The organism is Allobaileyella intestinalis (genome assembly GCF_009695865.1).
Classification (GTDB): domain Bacteria; phylum Bacillota; class Clostridia; order Peptostreptococcales; family Anaerovoracaceae; genus Allobaileyella; species Allobaileyella intestinalis.
Window position 1 is genome coordinate 1 of sequence record NZ_VUNB01000002.1, and the last position, 16,508, is coordinate 16,508.

Genomic DNA, 16,508 nt, shown 5'->3' on the forward strand with positions numbered 1-16,508 from the left:
CGGAGTAAATCTCTGTAGTACAGGTACGTGTCAACGTGCCTACGATGTAACGCCACTTTTAGCAGTAATGTTAAACGACTAAATGTGGGAGGATTTATCCGCTATACCACAGGGCAGTTACAAGCTCAGACCTCAAAGCGATAGCTTAGGTCGGGGTAGTTGACTATAATGGTGATGTTTAAAATTTGAAGCTGCTCGGTAAGGCTTGACAGACAGCACGGATTGCTGTAATATCATCATGTTGCATGCGCTGTTGTAGCTCAGGTGGTAGAGCGCTTCCTTGGTAAGGAAGAGGTTCGGCAGTTCAAGTCTGCTCAACAGCTCCAGAACTTTTTTATAAAGCGGAAATATTTTTTATACAGGAGGAAGGTATGGCAAAGCAGAAGTACGAGAGAACCAAACCACATATCAACATTGGTACTATCGGCCACGTTGACCATGGTAAGACAACTCTGACAGCAGCTATCACAAAGGTACTGCACGAGAGATACGGACTGGGTGCAGACGTTGCATTCGATCAGATCGACAAGGCACCGGAAGAGAAGGCAAGAGGAATCACAATTTCTTCCGCACACGTAGAGTATGAGACACCTAACAGACACTATGCTCACGTAGACTGCCCAGGCCACGCTGACTATGTAAAGAACATGATTACAGGAGCAGCTCAGATGGATGGAGCTATCCTGGTAGTAGCAGCAACAGACGGACCAATGCCACAGACAAGAGAGCACATTCTTCTGTCCCGTCAGGTAGGCGTTCCTTACATCATCGTATTCCTGAACAAGTGCGATATGGTAGACGACGAGGAGCTTCTGGACCTGGTAGAGATGGAAGTAAGAGAGCTTCTTGACGAGTATGATTTCCCTGGCGATGACACACCAATCATCAGAGGATCTGCTCTGAAGGCACTTGAGGATCCAGCAGGTCCTTGGGGAGACAAGGTAGTAGAGCTGATGGAGGCTGTAGACAGCTACATTCCTGAGCCACAGAGAGCAAACGACCAGCCGTTCATCATGCCTGTAGAGGACGTATTCTCCATTACAGGACGTGGAACAGTAGCTACAGGAAGAGTAGAGCGTGGAATGCTGAAGGTCGGCGACGAGGTAGAGATCGTAGGACTGACAGACGAGAAGCGTAAGGTTGTAGTAACTGGCGTAGAGATGTTCAAGAAGACACTGGATCAGGCAGAGACAGGAGACAACATCGGAGCTCTGCTGAGAGGTGTACAGAGGAACGAGATTGAGAGAGGACAGGTACTTGCAAAGCCAGGTACAATTCATCCTCACACAAAGTTCAAGGGCCAGGTATACGTACTGAAGAAGGAAGAGGGTGGTCGTCACACTCCATTCTTCAACGGATACAGACCACAGTTCTACTTCAGAACAACTGACGTAACAGGAGATCTGAAGCTTCCAGAAGGCACAGAGATGTGCATGCCTGGAGACAACGTAGTAATGGAGATCGACCTGATCACACCAATTGCTATCGAGGAAGGACTGAGATTCGCCATCAGAGAGGGTGGTAGAACAGTAGGTTCCGGCGTTGTTACAGAGATTCTCGAGTAATTACGTCTGATAGAATGAAATGAATAGACTCGAAAGGGTCTATAGATGTAGAATGAGCTGTCGCATTAAGTGCGGCAGCTCATTTTCAGTATAAGAGGACAGTGGAGGAAACTAGCGGAGGCCGGAGGCAGCAAGGCCCCAAACCTCCCGGCAACCCTTAATAGCGCGCACAACATTCATAAATGGAACCCAAAATGAATCAGAAAGCAGAATCAAAGAAAACAGAAAACCAATTAAACAGGTCGGTTATGGCTGCAGCAATGGTAACAGCTTTCGTAACCACTTTCATGAGCAGCGCTCTGAATCTGTCGATACCAGCCCTTGAAAGCTATTTCCACGTGAGCGCTGCAACCGTAAGCTGGGTAGTCAGTACATATACCATGGCAGTAGCAGCAATGAGCCTGCCTTTCGGGAAACTGGCAGATGTTGCAGGCATGAAAAAAGTTTTTCTCACAGGAATTGCCGGATTCGGCATACTGTCCCTTGTCAGCCCTTTTTCTGCAAACATAGGATTTCTCCTGGCCTGCCGGACCTTACAGGGAGCTTGCGGAGCAATGATGTTTGCCACCAATAACTCCATACTAATAAAGGCCCATCCCCGGGAAATGCAGGGGAGAGTACTGGGCCTGTCAGTTGCGGCAACGTACGCAGGCCTTACCCTGGGCCCTGCTCTCGGAGGAGTTTTAAACAGAACCCTGGGATGGAAGGCGATTTTCATTCTTTCTGCAGGAACAGCCGCTGTGGCATACTTTGTAAGTAAGAAAGGTGTGCCGGCTGATGAGAAGACAGTAAAGGAAATAAAAACAGGAAAAATAGATAAGGCAGGGGCGCTGCTGTATGTTACAGCAGTGGTAACCAGCTTGTACGGCCTTACGGATTTTACGGTATCAGTAAGAGCACGTTTCATTTTGGCTGCAGGGGTGATCCTCATAGCAGGATTTTTCCACCGGGAGACAAAGGCAGAAAACCCCTTGATGAAAGTGTCCATGTTCACAACAAGCAGAACATTTACTTTTTCCAACCTGGCAGCCCTCCTGAATTACGGCGCCACCTTTGCCATAACCTACGAAGTAAGCATTTATCTTCAGATGGTAAAAGGATTCAGTTCCGACAAGGCTGGCATGATTCTGATTTTCATGCCGGCAGTTCAAGCCCTCCTGTCTCCAAAGATGGGAGCCCTGTCCGACCGGATCCGTCCATCTCTGCTGGCCAGTGGAGGTATGGGCCTTTGCGCAGTGGCCCTTGTGATGCTTGCACTCCTTCCGGAAAAATCACCAACAGCCTACATCATTGCGGTTTTGTGCCTGGCAGGCCTGGGCTTTGCAATGTTTTCCTCGCCTAACAACAACGCGATAATGAGCTGCGTCCATCCATCGGATTACGGCGTCGCCAACTCCATAATCGCCACCATGAGAACATACGGACAGTCCTCAGGAATGGCAGTGCTGAATATAGTAACAGGAGCAGTTCTTGGAAAAGGAACTTATGAAGGGGCGTCAGCAGCGGTTTTGATGAAAATGATTCATCTGTCCTTCTTCGTCTTCGCCATAGTCTGCTTCGCAGGAATAGGTTGTTCCATGGCCAGAGACAAAAGACCAGGGGCAGCTATAAAGAACAATCAGGAGAATTAAAATGAAAGATAACATTCCAAACATTGATGAGAGCGTGTTCATCGCCCCTGGTGTGCAGATTGCAGGAGGAGATGAAATACAAATCGGAAAAAACTCAAGCATATGGTTTAACTCTGTTATCCGGTCCAGCGGCCAGGAAGTTTTAATAGGTGAAAGGTCCAATGTACAGGATGGTTCTGTGATTCACACCTCCACCAGCGGCGGCACCTATATTGGAGATGATGTGACAATCGGACACATGTGCCTCATTCACGGATGCACCATCGGCAACCGGACTTTGATTGGCATGGGATCTCTGCTGATGAACGGTGTAAAAATAGGAAATGATTGCATAATCGGGGCCGGCTCTCTCCTGACACAGGGGACGGTTATCCCTGACGGACACATGGCCTTCGGCAGACCGGCAAAAGTCATAAGACCTTTGACAGAAGAGGAGATTGCAGGTCTTCCCGCCCATGCAGAGGAGTATGTAGAGGAAGCAAAGAAATTTAGAGAATAAAACATCTCCAGTACATATATTCAATACATAAAACGACAGGCACACCCGGATCATCTTCCGGGTGTGTTTTTTTGCTTGAAGTTTAAAATCCTCCACAAAATTAACTCCTCAGGAAAAAAGGTATTTTTCAGTACTCAAAGGATATAAACTGGTTTGCCCGGAAATCCGAAAGCCAGTAATCTATAGGCACTTGATCAAAAAAATATTTATTATTTCCAACGGTTCTTAGGTAATGCATGTAGATTCAGATCAAAGTAAAGGAGCAGGAAAATGACTGAGGAGAGAAGCAGAAGAGGCCGCAGCAGGGATTTTGAATATGAAGTGGTTAACAGTATTGGCGTCCTTGCCAGATACAATTCAGGGTGGACGAAGGAAATCAATATGGTGGCCTGGAACGGAAAGGATCCGAAGTTCGATATCAGGGACTGGAACCCAGAACACAGCCAGATGAGCCGGGGCGTAACACTATACGAAGATGAGCTGAAACAGCTGATGGGTGTAATGGAAGGCTATTTTGCAGCCCAGAAGAGAAAAGGAAACTACCGTGAGGGAAATAGAGAACGGGCAGTGAAGAAGGATCGGATCACAGAAACCGATGTTTCTGACCAGGAAAAAAAGAATACCGAATGCTGGGGCTTGCAGGAGGAGGCCGAACTTGATAACGACCGGGAGGAAATGGAGAAAAGCGCTGAAACAACTGAAATAAAAGAAGACGCTGTTGAAGAGCCGGAACCGTCAGCAGATGAAATCCGGTTTTCATAAGACTTATGGATAATAAGAAAGGGGAAACAATGTGGCATTTTAAAGAAACGAGAACACTGTTTTTCCTCCTGATGTTCATGATCACAGTATGCGGATCAGTGTACGGCGCATCTTCAGTTCAGTATCTTGGACCCTATTACTACCAGTCTTCAGCGCCAGGAGAGGGAACCGTAAGGGTTGGACACTTTCTGGTAGATGGAAAGCTGGCCTTCTGCGTACAGCACGAGAAGGATACAGTGCCAACTGGAACTCAGGTGACAGACAGGATCTACGACGATCCCGGATTCAGGAAAGCGCTGTACTACGGATATGGGGGACCGGAGCAGTGGAGTGGATTTAGAGACGAGAAACACGGAGTGGGGATAATGTCCCTCTATCTGACGGAAATCAACCCGGGAAGCAGATACCAGCCGGGACATTATGATTCAGTCAGCGGAATGAGAGAGTTCAAGAGTTTTCTGAATAGCATGCCTGATGTAAATACAGACCTGAGGTTTTCGCCGGATAATGTTAAAGCATACTATTCCAGAGAGATGGATATGGAGAGAACTCCTGACGTGAAAGTAGTTGGAGGAAATAAAGGAAGTATCTCCTTTACTCTTCCTGAAGGAGTGACTCTTCACAATAACCTGACCGGAACCGATGCTGCCGGAGAAGTTACACTGAAGCCCGGGGACTCTTTTTACCTTAAGGCCCCGCCAGGAAGAAAAGAAGACAAAATGACAGTCCGGGGGAAGAACGTAAGGTATCAGCCGGTGGTGTTTGTAACTGGCAATCAGACCCTTCAGAACCTTTCAAACCTGAGACCTGTTTCTGTAGAGCCGGAGACCAGCCGCCTGGAAGTGCAGTGGGTAGGACTTATCGACCTGGTCATCGAGAAAAGAGATATGGACACCGATGTGATGCTTGAGGGAGCCAGGTTCACAGTCCACAATCTGTCAGATGGCCGGAAGGTCCCGGCGAACTCAGTGAAATATACATCGGGACCAGATGGCAAGGTTGTAATCAAGGATGTGATGATTCCGGGAAAAAATTACAGGGTTACAGAGACAGATCCTCCTGATGGATACATGCTTAATAAAAGAGTTGCCGACTTGAAGATAAGGGGAGACAAGGCTGAAGAAGTGGCGGTTTTCCACAACAGCGCTCAATATGTAACTTTCAGGCTTAACAAGAAAGGAAAGGTCTCATGGATTTCAGGAGGCAAACTCCACCTGGCAGATAAAGGACTGGAAGGAGGGAAATTTCAGATAATTGCCCAGGAAGATGGTATTGGTCAGGGCCGGGAAGATGGACCTTTGAAAAAGGGAGATGTGGCAGCTGAAGTAACTACGGATACCCATGGAAGAGCTGTATCGCCTAAGCTTCCTGAAGGAAAGTACAAAATCGTGGAAGTTGAAACTCCTAAAGGCTATGTAAAGTCATCTTATGCAAGGATAATAGACGCAGAGGTTCCTGATGGAGAAGATGAGATAACAGAAAATGTGGACATTTATAACGACATTCAGGAACGGGTGCTCAGAATTTATAAATACGATTCTTTAACGGCAAGGCCTCTGGCAGAAGCAGTTTTCCGGATAACTGACAGCAAAGGAAATAGCTTCGATGTGACCACAGACGGAACGGGATATGCCGTAGTAAGAGAACTTCCAGATGGAGAGTACACCCTGAAGGAAGTAAAAGCACCTAATGGATATTCACTGGATGACCAGACCAGAACATTTAAGATAACGAGAGATGGGAAGCTCCGGGATCTTGTGATATTCAGAGTTGGAAACAGAACGGCAGGACCGGCTACAGGAGATAGTCAGGAGATGATGCGGCTGTACATTCTTATGGGAACTGCAGGAGTCCTTACGCTGATTGCGGCAGTAATGCATAAAAGGTATAATGTCCATAAACAGAAAAGGAACTGATGATTGATATCAGCCTATTACCGCACGGCAGCTGATCCTGCCGTGCGGTCCGGTGTTTGAAAGGACAGCATGATGAAGATACATCTCAGCCCCGGACAGGACATACCATACGAAGAGTTTGAAACAGGCGGTAACGTTACTGCAGAGGATGTTCTGAACTCCGTAAAGGACAGAATTAAGTATTCAGTGTACGCAGCGCTTATTGACAATAAGGTAATGGCTCTCAACACCAGACTTACTGATGGTGTCAGTCTGAGATTCCTGGATATCAGGTCAAAACAGGCTTTTCTCATGTATCAGAACAGCTTGGTAATGCTTTTGCTGGCAGCCGCCAAGGACATTATCGGAGATCAGCACGTAGAAGTAAGAATGACCCTGAACCAGGGCCTGTACATAGAAGTGACTTCCTGTGATGTGAACGAAGACCAGGTTGCGAAGATCGGAATGAGGATGAACCAGCTGATCGACATGGATCTGCCTTTTGAAACCGGTCATTTTACCAAGAGGACAGGAAGAAAACTAATGCTGGAAGAAGGCCTTGATGAAAGTTCCAGGGTATTTGACAAGCTCCGGGAATCCGATGAGGTCAGAATATATAAGCTGAACGGCTACAGTGATTTCTTTTTTACTGATCTTGTGCCATCTACAGGCTACCTGAAATATTTCGAGCTGATGAAATACAGGGACGGCATTCTCCTTAGATTTGCCCAGCCTGAAAACCCGGACAGGATTCCTCTTTATGCCGACGAGTATATTATGTACAGAGCCTTTAAGGAACAAAGCCAGTGGAACCACCTTCTGGGCGTTAAATATGTGGCAGATCTGAATGAGAAAATAAGGGCGGGAAAGTCCTTTGACTTGATTCAGATGAGCGAGGCCCTCCACGACAAGAAGATTGTGGAGATTGCAGATGCAATAACGGCTCAGAAGAAGAGAGTGGTGCTGGTTCTGGGGCCATCTTCATCGGGAAAGACCACCTTTGCCCGGAGACTGATTGTACATCTTAAGGTAAGAGGACTTGATCCCCTTTACGTGGGAACAGATGATTATTTCAAAGAGAGGGAGAACTGTCCCCGGGATGAAAATGGAGAGTACGACTTTGAAGGAATCGATGCTCTTGATCTGGATCTGTTCAACCGCCAGATGAAGGGGCTTCTGGCAGGAGAAGAGGTAGATATGCCTGTTTTTGACTTCATTACAGGCCACAAAGAATACGGTAAGCGAATAACCCGGATAAGCGGTGATCAGCCTATCATCATTGAAGGAATTCATTCCTTCGACAGTGTGCTGACCCAGGAAATTGATGAATCTGAGAAATTCAGAATATATATAAGTCCCCTCACTCACATCAATCTGAACGCACATAACCGTATTCCTACAACTGACACCAGAATTGTAAGGAGAATAATACGGGACAGCAGGACCAGAGGCGCAAATGCCGCAGAGACACTGAAGATATGGAAGAAGGTCCATGCAGGAGAGAACAAGAATATCTTTCCTCATTCCGGAGAGGCGGATATGCTTTTCAACAGTGTTCATGTATATGAGCTGGCGGTCCTGAAAAAATACGCAGTTCCCCTGCTTAAGGAGATCCCTGAAGATGATACGGAATATCCGGAAGCAGAAAGATTGTTGAAACTTTTTGAGTTCGTGGAATCTCTGGAGGATGATCAGCTTATTGCAAATACATCTATTCTCAGAGAGTTTATTGGTGGAGGAGTATTTGCATAAGGGCGGTGAGCAGGCCATGTTAACAGCCGGATACCTCCAGGATCCGTCCAGAATCCGCCAGATAATCACGAAAAAGATTACAGAAAGATTAAAGAAAGATAAGAGGTATTAATGAAGGCAGCGTTCCACACTCTGGGATGTAAGGTAAACCAGTATGAAACAGAAGCTATAAAGGAGAATTTTGCAGCCCGAGGAACAGAGATAGTCGGAGAAGAAGACTGGGCTGACGTGTATGTAATCAACACATGCACCGTAACGAATATTGCTGACAGAAAGTCCAGACAGTATATCAGAAGAATGAAGAAGCTTAATCCGGACAGCCTCATGGTTGTTACAGGATGCTACGCTCAGGTGGGGGCAGAGGAACTTGAGAAGATGTCCGATGTGGACATGATTGTAGGCAACAACCTGAAATCATCTATCTGCCAGATGGTATTTGATGAACTGGACAGAAGACTGACTGGTGTAAATCCAGAAGATAATAAAGAATCTGCGGCTGGTATTGTTTCAAATAATGGTTTTGTACATAATGAAAACAGCAAAATTGAAGAAATATTAGACTACAGTAACCTGGATACATATGAGGATATGGGCCTGGTGACTTCAGGAGAATCGGAGATGTCCAGGGCTTACATAAAGATACAGGAGGGCTGCAACAAGTTCTGTTCATACTGCCTGATTCCATATGCCAGAGGGCAGATCAGAAGCCGTTCTGTTGATGCCATCGTAGAGGAAGCCTCCCAGTTGATCAGCAGAGGGTACAGGGAACTTATTCTCACGGGAATCAACACGGCTCTCTACGGAATGGAAGATGATTTCGAATTTGAGGCCAGAGATGATGAAGCTGGCCTCAGGGGAATAGAGGTGGCTATCAAGAGAGTAAATGAGCTGCCGGGAGATTTCAGAATAAGACTCAGCTCTCTTGAGCCAAACGTGGTAGATGTTGAACATGTGGAAAGACTGCTGAAATACAATAAGCTCTGCCACCACCTTCATCTGGCACTTCAGAGTGGAAGTGATCACGTTCTGGATTTGATGCATAGAGACTATACGAGAGAGGAATTCCTGGACATTGTGAGAGCTCTGAGGGCTAAGGATCCGCTGTTCGGAATTACCACAGATATAATTGCCGGATTTCCTGGAGAGACAGAGGAAGATTTTGAAGACACGCTGGATATGGTCAGGAGGGCTGAATTCGGCAAAGTTCACCCCTTCCGCTACTCTCCGAGGAAGGGGACAAAAGCTTTTTCCATGGGAGACACAGTTACGGGAGAGGTTAAGAACCGGAGAGCCCGGGAGCTGGGGAAAGCAGGTGAAGAGGCTGCCCGCAGATTCCATGAGAAGAACCTGGGTACTGTGGCAAGAGTTCTGGTTGAATCAATTGAGGATGGAATAGCCCAGGGATATTCAGCTAATTACATCAAAGTCCGTTTCAAGGCTGATGAACAGACGAAGCAAGGTGAGTTCCGTTCAGTCAGACTTGTGGAAATATATAATGAGGGATGCCTGGGAGAGGCTACCGAAGAAGGGAGGTAACATGGAAGACTGCATTTTCTGCAAACTGGCCAATGGAGAAATTCCTACAGATATGGTCTATGAAGACGATCGGATTGCCTGCTTCAGGGACGCTGACCCTCAGGCTCCGGTCCATGTTCTCATGGTTCCAAAGAGGCATATTCCGTCACTGGATGACCTTACGGAGGAAGACAGTGATCTGCTGGGTTATATGATGATCAAGATCAAGGACATTGCAGCCGGTGAAGGCCTGGAGAACGGCTACAGGGCGGTGATAAACTGCGGTGAAGACGGACAGCAGACCGTAAAACATCTGCATATTCACATTCTCGGCAAGAGAAAAATGACCTGGCCACCAGGCTAAAAATCAGCTTGTGAAATCACTGGAATAAACTGAATTACAGAAAATGAAAAGGAGACTCTGGCCTGACCGGACCTCCTTTTTTAGTGGAAATTGTACTGGAAAAGGAAAATTGAAAGAACGATAAAAGAGTGATAAAAGAGTAACAAAAGAATGACTGTTGGACAGTATTTCAGCCTTGGTTAAATATTAGTACAAGAATTTCCCCGGTAGAAAAATTTTAAGGCTAATACAGGATGAAATGGGTATATTATTACTCTGCATAAATAAATTTTTTCCGGTATCTGATGTTAAATGTGACATATGTTACAACTGATGAAGCAGATAACCGAGATAATATAGCAGAATACAGTAGAAGGTGTTCTGACCAATTCGTGATTTTGCCGAGGTACGAGAGATATGAAATCTGAGACAAGATGGAAGTTTAACGGAATATTGAGGACCATGGTAGCAGCTCTGATTCTGACCATGGTTTTGCCATTCTGGGGCCAGGGAAACAGCGGCTATTCCTTTGCCGGTGATTCTGTGGGCTATAAGCTGGTTTTCATAGACAGCCAGACAGGAAGGACCATTGCAACGAAAGAGGGATCGGCTAAGCCAGGAGATAAGATCGGGCCTGATCAGGAGATTCAGGTAAGAGATACATATTACGATAAATCTTCTGGCACCGACTATGATCTGGACACCAGTGCAGAAAACAGCCCTCTGGAAACCCGCATATCTTCGGATAAAGATAAAAATGTTTTTACATATCACTATACGAAGCATGCTCAGAAGGCCGTTGAAATCACATTCAACTGCGTCACAAAAGACAACATGAAGGTTCTCAAATCAGAATCGAAGAAGGTTTCTCCAGAGAAGAAAGGGGAGTACACAGCTCCTGAAACGATTAAAGAAAACGGTAAAATCTACAAGGCGGCCGGCCAGAGAAAGATAAGCGTCGACTATAAGAACCTTGAGAAGACAGAATACAACATTCCTTATGTGGAGGCCTCTTCAGATAACAGTTATTTTGTACGGGTTAACTATGTTGCTGGCTCCAAGGTAGTTCAGTCTACAGGTTTCAACGTGGACAGAACGGACTATTATTTTGCAGCCCCAAGTATTTTCAGCCAGACAGATGAGAATGGCAACAAGACTTACTATGAGTTTGCCGGCGATTCTGACCAGTCCAACATCATACACCACAAGGCAGGTTCTGATGTAAGAGAATACAATCTGAAGTACAAAGCTTTTGACAACAAGTCTGGATACACCTGGTACATACTGCTTTACGACGGCTCCACCAACACCACCATCGGTTAGAAGGAAGTAGGCGTAAAGCCGGGAGAGACAGCAACCTTCAAGCCAGAGGAAAATCTTACGATCGATGGCAAGAAGTTCAACCTCAGCAGCGCCTCTGATAAAGAACTGAAGCACGTATATGGTGAAAGAGACAGAGTAACCTATGTTTACTATGAGCCGGAAGGATGGAATCCTGAGAAGCACCCGACAACCATTACTGTAACGTACAGAAATCTGAAAGACGACAGCGTCATCGAAACCAGATCCATGACATGCAAGCCGGATCAGAAGCTTTCAATAAGCCTGCCTGACAAGCTGTCTAAAAACGGCCGCGACTATGAACTGGCCGGCGGGCAGTCATCCACCATTGATCACAGCTATTACAGCCCGGTAACCAACTATACGGTTTACTACAGGGATGTTGAGGACACGAATCTTGCAGTGGAAGTCATCACTCAGGAAAGAAATGAAATAACCGTTGTTCAGGGCCCTGACAAAGTAACCATGATTCCGGGAACGGTCAGATACGTGGCTGTCAGCAGAAGCACAGGCACATCCAGAAATCTGGGAGCAACAGACAGCACGGGACGGAGCCTGGGGGTAACAGACCGGGGCAGCAGTTCAGGGGCCGGAAAGAACGATCAGGCCATGGACGGAGTAAAGGCTGATGAAATCAAGACCCCAAAGGGAAATATTGATCTGAAGAAAAACAGCGGCATGTCCACAGCGGCAATTGCCGGAGCTGCAGTACTGGTAATTGCGGCAATTGGAGCATTCGTATTTATGATGATGAGAAGGCGTAACAGGAAGGGAAGTGAGAAGGACTGATGAAGGGCTTTAAGAACAAAGTTGTTATGAAAAAATGGTTTGCCCTCTTCGTTTCTGTTGCGATGGTAGTTACAGGGTCCGTTGCGGCCCTGGGAGGCGGCCTGAAGGCAGAAACAGGTAATGGCAGCACAGGAGAAACAAATGGACCTGCCGGTTCAGAAACCTTCTCCTCAATTCTGGGGGATGCAGTTGACTTTGGTATCGTAACAGGAGATTTTGACCAGTCCTGGGGCGATGCAGAAACCAATGTGGCTGCAAAAACAGCAAAGTGCGCTACTCAGACAGGAAACGACCTGACCAACAAGGTGCAGCAGACCTTCATTATCGGGCAGGTAAACGATGTATTCAAGATCAAAGGCCAGGGAGATGGAACAAAGGTCTGGACAACTGAAGAAGACAAAGACAAGATCCAGGCAACAGGCAGTGAGAAGGTTGATATTGACACCAGTCTCACAAGAGATCAGCTGAACCAGACAGTCCAGGCCATGCTGGACTATACAAACAGGCAGTCTGCTTTGCTTGCCGGTAAACAGTCCAATGCATCCATAGAAGAGGATGGCCCATACACCCAGAAGTACAAAGTCGATCTGAAAGGCAGAGGGGCAGGTACGTATTATGTGAATCTGGACAAGGAAACTTATCAGAGGATTGCAGGCGAGCCTGACAAGCTTCATATTTACAAGGACGCAGACCAGACTCTGGTGTTCAACGTTAATGCAGAGGGAGATCTGGGAATTCAGAAGTACTCCGTAAATGGCAAGGGCTCAGACTCCTACCTGAACGTCAGAAACCTGTCTGAAGATGATCAGAAAGTGCCTTGCACTATTGTCTGGAACTTCAGAAATGCGTCATCAGTCGCATTGAACGGTTCTGTAACAGGCCTGATACTGGCACCAGTTGGCACAGTATCTACAAATGCCACAGGTTCCGGATGGATCGTATCACAGAAGGTGGTAATAAACAGCGGAGAGTGGCACAACGTATACCAGGAGGTAAAAAAACCTGATATTCCATCAAAGCCAAGTGAAGAGGAAACAGAAGAAATCACTCCAGCATCTGTTACTCTGAAGGCGGGCAAAACTATTGACGGCAAACCTTCTACACAGGACGGATTTACTTTTTCACTTAAAGAAAAATCCGGCAGCAGCTGGAATGATGTGAGCACTGCAGAGAACAAAGGTTCCAGCGTAACATTCCCTGAAATCGTCTACAATGACAAGAATTTCAAGGCAGACAAAGAGGGCGGAGACGTTCAGACTCACATATACAAGATTTCCGAGGCTCAGGGCGAAAGAGATTTTGACGGAAACAAGTACAAGGCTGATTCCGGCAATTACTATGCAAAGGTAGTTGTAAAGAAGACATCCATAAAGGATGAGGAGCATCACAAGAAGACAACAGCATTCACTGCAGGAAAGCCTGAATATTTCAGTGATAAAGACTGCACAAAGAAGTTGGACGAAGACAAGGTTGTGTTCAACAACAAGACTGTGGAGTACACAAATCAAGAAGAGGATGCTTCTGCAGTGCTGAAAGCCGAGAAGACCATTGATGGCAAGGCTTCATCAGAAAGCGGATTCCAGTTTGCTCTTAAGGAAAAATCTGGAGATCAGTGGAAGGATGTAAGCACCAGCGAGAATAAGGACTGGGAGATCAAGTTCCCGGCCCTGGAGTACAAGAACAGTAAATTCACCCCTGATAAAGAGGGTGGAAATACCCAGACTCACATCTACCAGATCAGCGAGACAAAGGGAAGCACAGACGAGAACGGAAACAAGTACGTAGCCGATCAGTCTAAATACTACGCAAAAGTTGTAGTAACAAAGACCGTCACAAAGGACGATGATAAGAAGGTAAAACTCACAGCACTCAAGGCATCTGCTCCTGAATACTTCAAGGATGAGAGATGCACTGATCCTGCAGACAAACCTGTATTCAACAACATGAAGGCTGTTGCAGTTCGTCTCAGCGGAACCAAGGCCCTTAAGAACGGTGATCTTGGCGGAGCAACAGGTAAGTTCAGATTCTTCCTTAAGGACAGCAACGGAAGGGTCATAGATACAGCAAAGAATAACAGCCAGGGCAAGTTCTATTTCGGCAACCTGTATTTCGACAAGGAAGGAACATACAAATACACTGTTTCTGAGGAAAACAAGGGCCTGAACGTTGGCGGAGTTAAATACGACAGTGAAGACAGAATGGTCACCATTGTTGTTACGAAAGACAAGAGCAAGTACAGCGCCACTGTAAGCGGCGGAGACAGCCTGAACTTCACCAACCAGCAGATGACCAGCGTAAGTGTGAAGAAGGTCTGGGACGATAACAACAATGCAGCCGGCGTAAGACCAGATTCAGTAACTGTAGACCTGATGGCTGACGGAAAGAAGGAAGCCGCAGTAGTTCTGAGCAGCGAGAACGGATGGCAGGGACAGTTCACAAACCTGCCGGTTAACGACAGCCACGGAAACATTGTATATTCCGTTAAGGAAGAAAAAGGAAACAGCAGTCAGCAGTCCCTTTACAAGAGTTCCGTAACAGAAGATCAGAGCACTGCTGCAGGCAAATCATTCACCGTTACCAACACCTATAAGCCTGGTCCGGTGAACATCAAGGCAGTAAAGGTATTAAGAAACGGTACCCTCAAGGCCGATGAGTTTGCCTTTGACCTGTACAGGGCAGACGAAAACGGAAATCCTTCAGGGAAGCCGGTAGCTACTGCAAAGAACGGCGAAAACGGAAATATTGTTTTCACTGAGGTTCCGTTTAACAGCGAGGGATACGTCCTTAAGGAGAGACAGGGCAAGGATGAACAGACCAGCTACGACACCAGCAACAAGGTCATTCACATTGATGCATCAGGAAAGCAGCTGGATTACCCTGAGATAACCAACGTATATCATCCTGTTACCCTGAAAGTCCGCAAGACTTCAAAGGACACCAGCAATGGAGTTGAGGGCCTGTATAATGCAACCTATGCACTCCACAGGATAGATAAAAATGGAGCTGATGTAGTAGCAGGTATTCAGAACTCAGACAAGAACGGATATATGTACTTCGGCAACATCCAGCCGGGATACATTTACTACTTCAAAGAGGTGGCAGCACCAGGAGGCCACACAGTAGATCCTCTGGATTCCAAATACTTCAAGGTGGAGTGGAATGGAAACATTGATCCGGAACATCCGGAGAAATCAGTGGCAATAATTCCATGTGACAAGAACGGCAATCCTACGGGCGAAGATGCAAAGGCTTACGATGTCAGCAAAGACGAAGGTACAGTGCTTGTAAGAGACGACAGATCCACCATTGATACAGATGATTACCAGTATTCATGGGATGGCGGAGACCTGGTTGCAGTTGCAAACACCTCTGTTCAGGGAGCTCTTCCTGAGGATGCTGAAATGAAAGTAACGCCTCTGGACAAGGGCAGCAAGGAATACGCTGACGCAGAGAAGGCCATCAGCAAAAACGGAACAGAGACAGGTGAACCTGTACTCTTCGACGTATCTTTCTATAACAAAGACGGAAAGAAGATCGAGCCAGAAGCAGGAACTGTAGATGTGACAATTCAGTACAAAGAGGGCACATCTGGTTCAAAGCTTGAGGCAGATTCAGTGAAACTGGTTCACATCAATGGAAACAAGGCTGATTTTATCAGCGGTACTGTATCAAGCCAGAACGGCAGACTGGTAGAGACAAGCTTCACCAGCAGCACCTTCTCCACCTTCGGCATAGTGGGCGTCAAGAATATGAACGCAGCAGAAACTGACGGCTATAATGTGACTGCTCAGGGAGTAGCTGACCGTACTACCGACCTTAAGGTCAATAAGATGGCTGCTGATGGCAGTCCTCTAGAGGGCGCCCAGTTTGATATCTGTGATGTAAAGACCGGAGATGTAATAGGAACCTGGACTACCGGAAAAGACGGTAATGAAGAAATTCACAAAACACTGAACGTAAATACACAGTACCGCCTCAGGGAAACAGCCGCTCCTGAAGGCTACAGCAAAATTGACGATGTGATCTTCACCATTGACGATTATGGCAACATCAAGGTTGAATCCAAAGCCACCTCAGGAGGAAAGGTAACTACAGGAAAAACACAGACCGGAGATGCAGATGTAGCTGAACTGAATATTTACGACGCTAAGCTTACTGCAACAAAGTGGGTTGTGAACAAGAAGACCATCAAAAAGAGCAGAGAGCTCACAAAGACTGAACCTGACAAGGTGATCACTGTTTCATCTGCAGTTCAGACAGGTGATGAATTCAACGCAGTTCCACTGGTAATCCTTATGGCCGCAGCAGCTGCAGGACTGGCAGCAGTTATGGTTCTTAGGAAGAGGACATCCGAAAAATAGTTGAGAATAACTATTGATTCCAGAAAAGCTCATCCTTCAGACAGGGATGGGCTTT

Annotated in this window: 11 protein-coding genes and 1 tRNA gene; all 12 read left to right on the forward strand. The window is 46.6% G+C overall.

Going from position 1 to position 16,508, the window contains the following annotated elements; translation table 11 throughout:
- Positions 1-249 precede the first annotated feature (249 nt).
- The 12 genes from FYJ66_RS01980 (at position 250) to FYJ66_RS02035 (ending at position 16,453) form a co-directional block, all read left to right on the forward strand.
- Positions 250-326: transfer RNA gene (locus tag FYJ66_RS01980), tRNA-Thr, on the forward strand.
- A gap of 45 nt (positions 327-371) precedes the next feature.
- Entirely contained in the window at positions 372-1,565 is a 1,194-nt protein-coding gene (gene tuf / locus FYJ66_RS01985) for an elongation factor Tu (protein ID WP_154571841.1), read from the forward strand.
- Positions 1,566-1,759: 194 nt separating this feature from the next.
- A complete protein-coding gene (locus tag FYJ66_RS01990; RefSeq protein ID WP_206156957.1) occupies positions 1,760-3,196 on the forward strand; it encodes an MFS transporter in 1,437 nt (478 codons plus the stop codon).
- A 1-nt stretch (position 3,197) separates the two neighbouring features.
- The gene (locus tag FYJ66_RS01995) at positions 3,198-3,695 is read left to right on the forward strand and encodes a gamma carbonic anhydrase family protein (RefSeq protein WP_154571843.1); all 498 of its coding nucleotides are present in this window, start codon (positions 3,198-3,200) and stop codon (positions 3,693-3,695) included.
- Positions 3,696-3,965: 270 nt separating this feature from the next.
- Positions 3,966-4,457, forward strand: coding sequence for a YdbC family protein (locus FYJ66_RS02000; protein ID WP_154571844.1), 492 nt, complete (start codon positions 3,966-3,968; stop codon positions 4,455-4,457).
- A gap of 29 nt (positions 4,458-4,486) precedes the next feature.
- A complete protein-coding gene (locus tag FYJ66_RS02005; protein WP_154571845.1) occupies positions 4,487-6,373 on the forward strand; it encodes a SpaA isopeptide-forming pilin-related protein in 1,887 nt (628 codons plus the stop codon).
- 69 nt (positions 6,374-6,442) lie between these two features.
- Positions 6,443-8,104 (forward strand): nucleoside kinase, encoded by a 1,662-nt coding sequence (locus FYJ66_RS02010; RefSeq protein ID WP_154571846.1) that lies wholly within the window; start codon positions 6,443-6,445, stop codon positions 8,102-8,104.
- Between the two features lie 111 nt (positions 8,105-8,215).
- Positions 8,216-9,640 (forward strand): tRNA (N(6)-L-threonylcarbamoyladenosine(37)-C(2))-methylthiotransferase MtaB, encoded by a 1,425-nt coding sequence (mtaB, locus tag FYJ66_RS02015; protein ID WP_154571847.1) that lies wholly within the window; start codon positions 8,216-8,218, stop codon positions 9,638-9,640.
- A 1-nt stretch (position 9,641) separates the two neighbouring features.
- Positions 9,642-9,983, forward strand: a complete 342-nt coding sequence (locus FYJ66_RS02020) for a histidine triad nucleotide-binding protein (protein WP_154571848.1) — start codon at positions 9,642-9,644, stop codon at positions 9,981-9,983.
- Between the two features lie 396 nt (positions 9,984-10,379).
- The gene (locus FYJ66_RS02025) at positions 10,380-11,285 is read left to right on the forward strand and encodes a hypothetical protein (protein WP_154571849.1); all 906 of its coding nucleotides are present in this window, start codon (positions 10,380-10,382) and stop codon (positions 11,283-11,285) included.
- A gap of 246 nt (positions 11,286-11,531) precedes the next feature.
- Positions 11,532-12,092: an EGFR-like transmembrane domain-containing protein gene (locus FYJ66_RS02030; protein WP_154571850.1), complete on the forward strand. Its 561-nt coding sequence runs from the start codon at positions 11,532-11,534 to the stop codon at positions 12,090-12,092.
- Positions 12,092-16,453, forward strand: coding sequence for a SpaA isopeptide-forming pilin-related protein (locus FYJ66_RS02035; protein ID WP_154571851.1), 4,362 nt, complete (start codon positions 12,092-12,094; stop codon positions 16,451-16,453). The genes FYJ66_RS02030 and FYJ66_RS02035 overlap by 1 nt, the downstream gene beginning before the upstream one ends.
- Positions 16,454-16,508: the final 55 nt, after the last annotated feature.

Coding starts and splice junctions, on each gene's coding strand:
- mtaB (WP_154571847.1), top strand. CDS start 8,216: ATGAAGGCAGCGTTCCACACTCTGGGATGTAAGGTAAACCAGTATGAA.
- FYJ66_RS02000 (WP_154571844.1), top strand. CDS start 3,966: ATGACTGAGGAGAGAAGCAGAAGAGGCCGCAGCAGGGATTTTGAATAT.
- FYJ66_RS02005 (WP_154571845.1), top strand. CDS start 4,487: ATGTGGCATTTTAAAGAAACGAGAACACTGTTTTTCCTCCTGATGTTC.
- FYJ66_RS02020 (WP_154571848.1), top strand. CDS start 9,642: ATGGAAGACTGCATTTTCTGCAAACTGGCCAATGGAGAAATTCCTACA.
- FYJ66_RS02010 (WP_154571846.1), top strand. CDS start 6,443: ATGATGAAGATACATCTCAGCCCCGGACAGGACATACCATACGAAGAG.
- FYJ66_RS01990 (WP_206156957.1), top strand. CDS start 1,760: ATGAATCAGAAAGCAGAATCAAAGAAAACAGAAAACCAATTAAACAGG.
- tuf (WP_154571841.1), top strand. CDS start 372: ATGGCAAAGCAGAAGTACGAGAGAACCAAACCACATATCAACATTGGT.
- FYJ66_RS01995 (WP_154571843.1), top strand. CDS start 3,198: ATGAAAGATAACATTCCAAACATTGATGAGAGCGTGTTCATCGCCCCT.
- FYJ66_RS02035 (WP_154571851.1), top strand. CDS start 12,092: ATGAAGGGCTTTAAGAACAAAGTTGTTATGAAAAAATGGTTTGCCCTC.
- FYJ66_RS02025 (WP_154571849.1), top strand. CDS start 10,380: ATGAAATCTGAGACAAGATGGAAGTTTAACGGAATATTGAGGACCATG.
- FYJ66_RS02030 (WP_154571850.1), top strand. CDS start 11,532: ATGACATGCAAGCCGGATCAGAAGCTTTCAATAAGCCTGCCTGACAAG.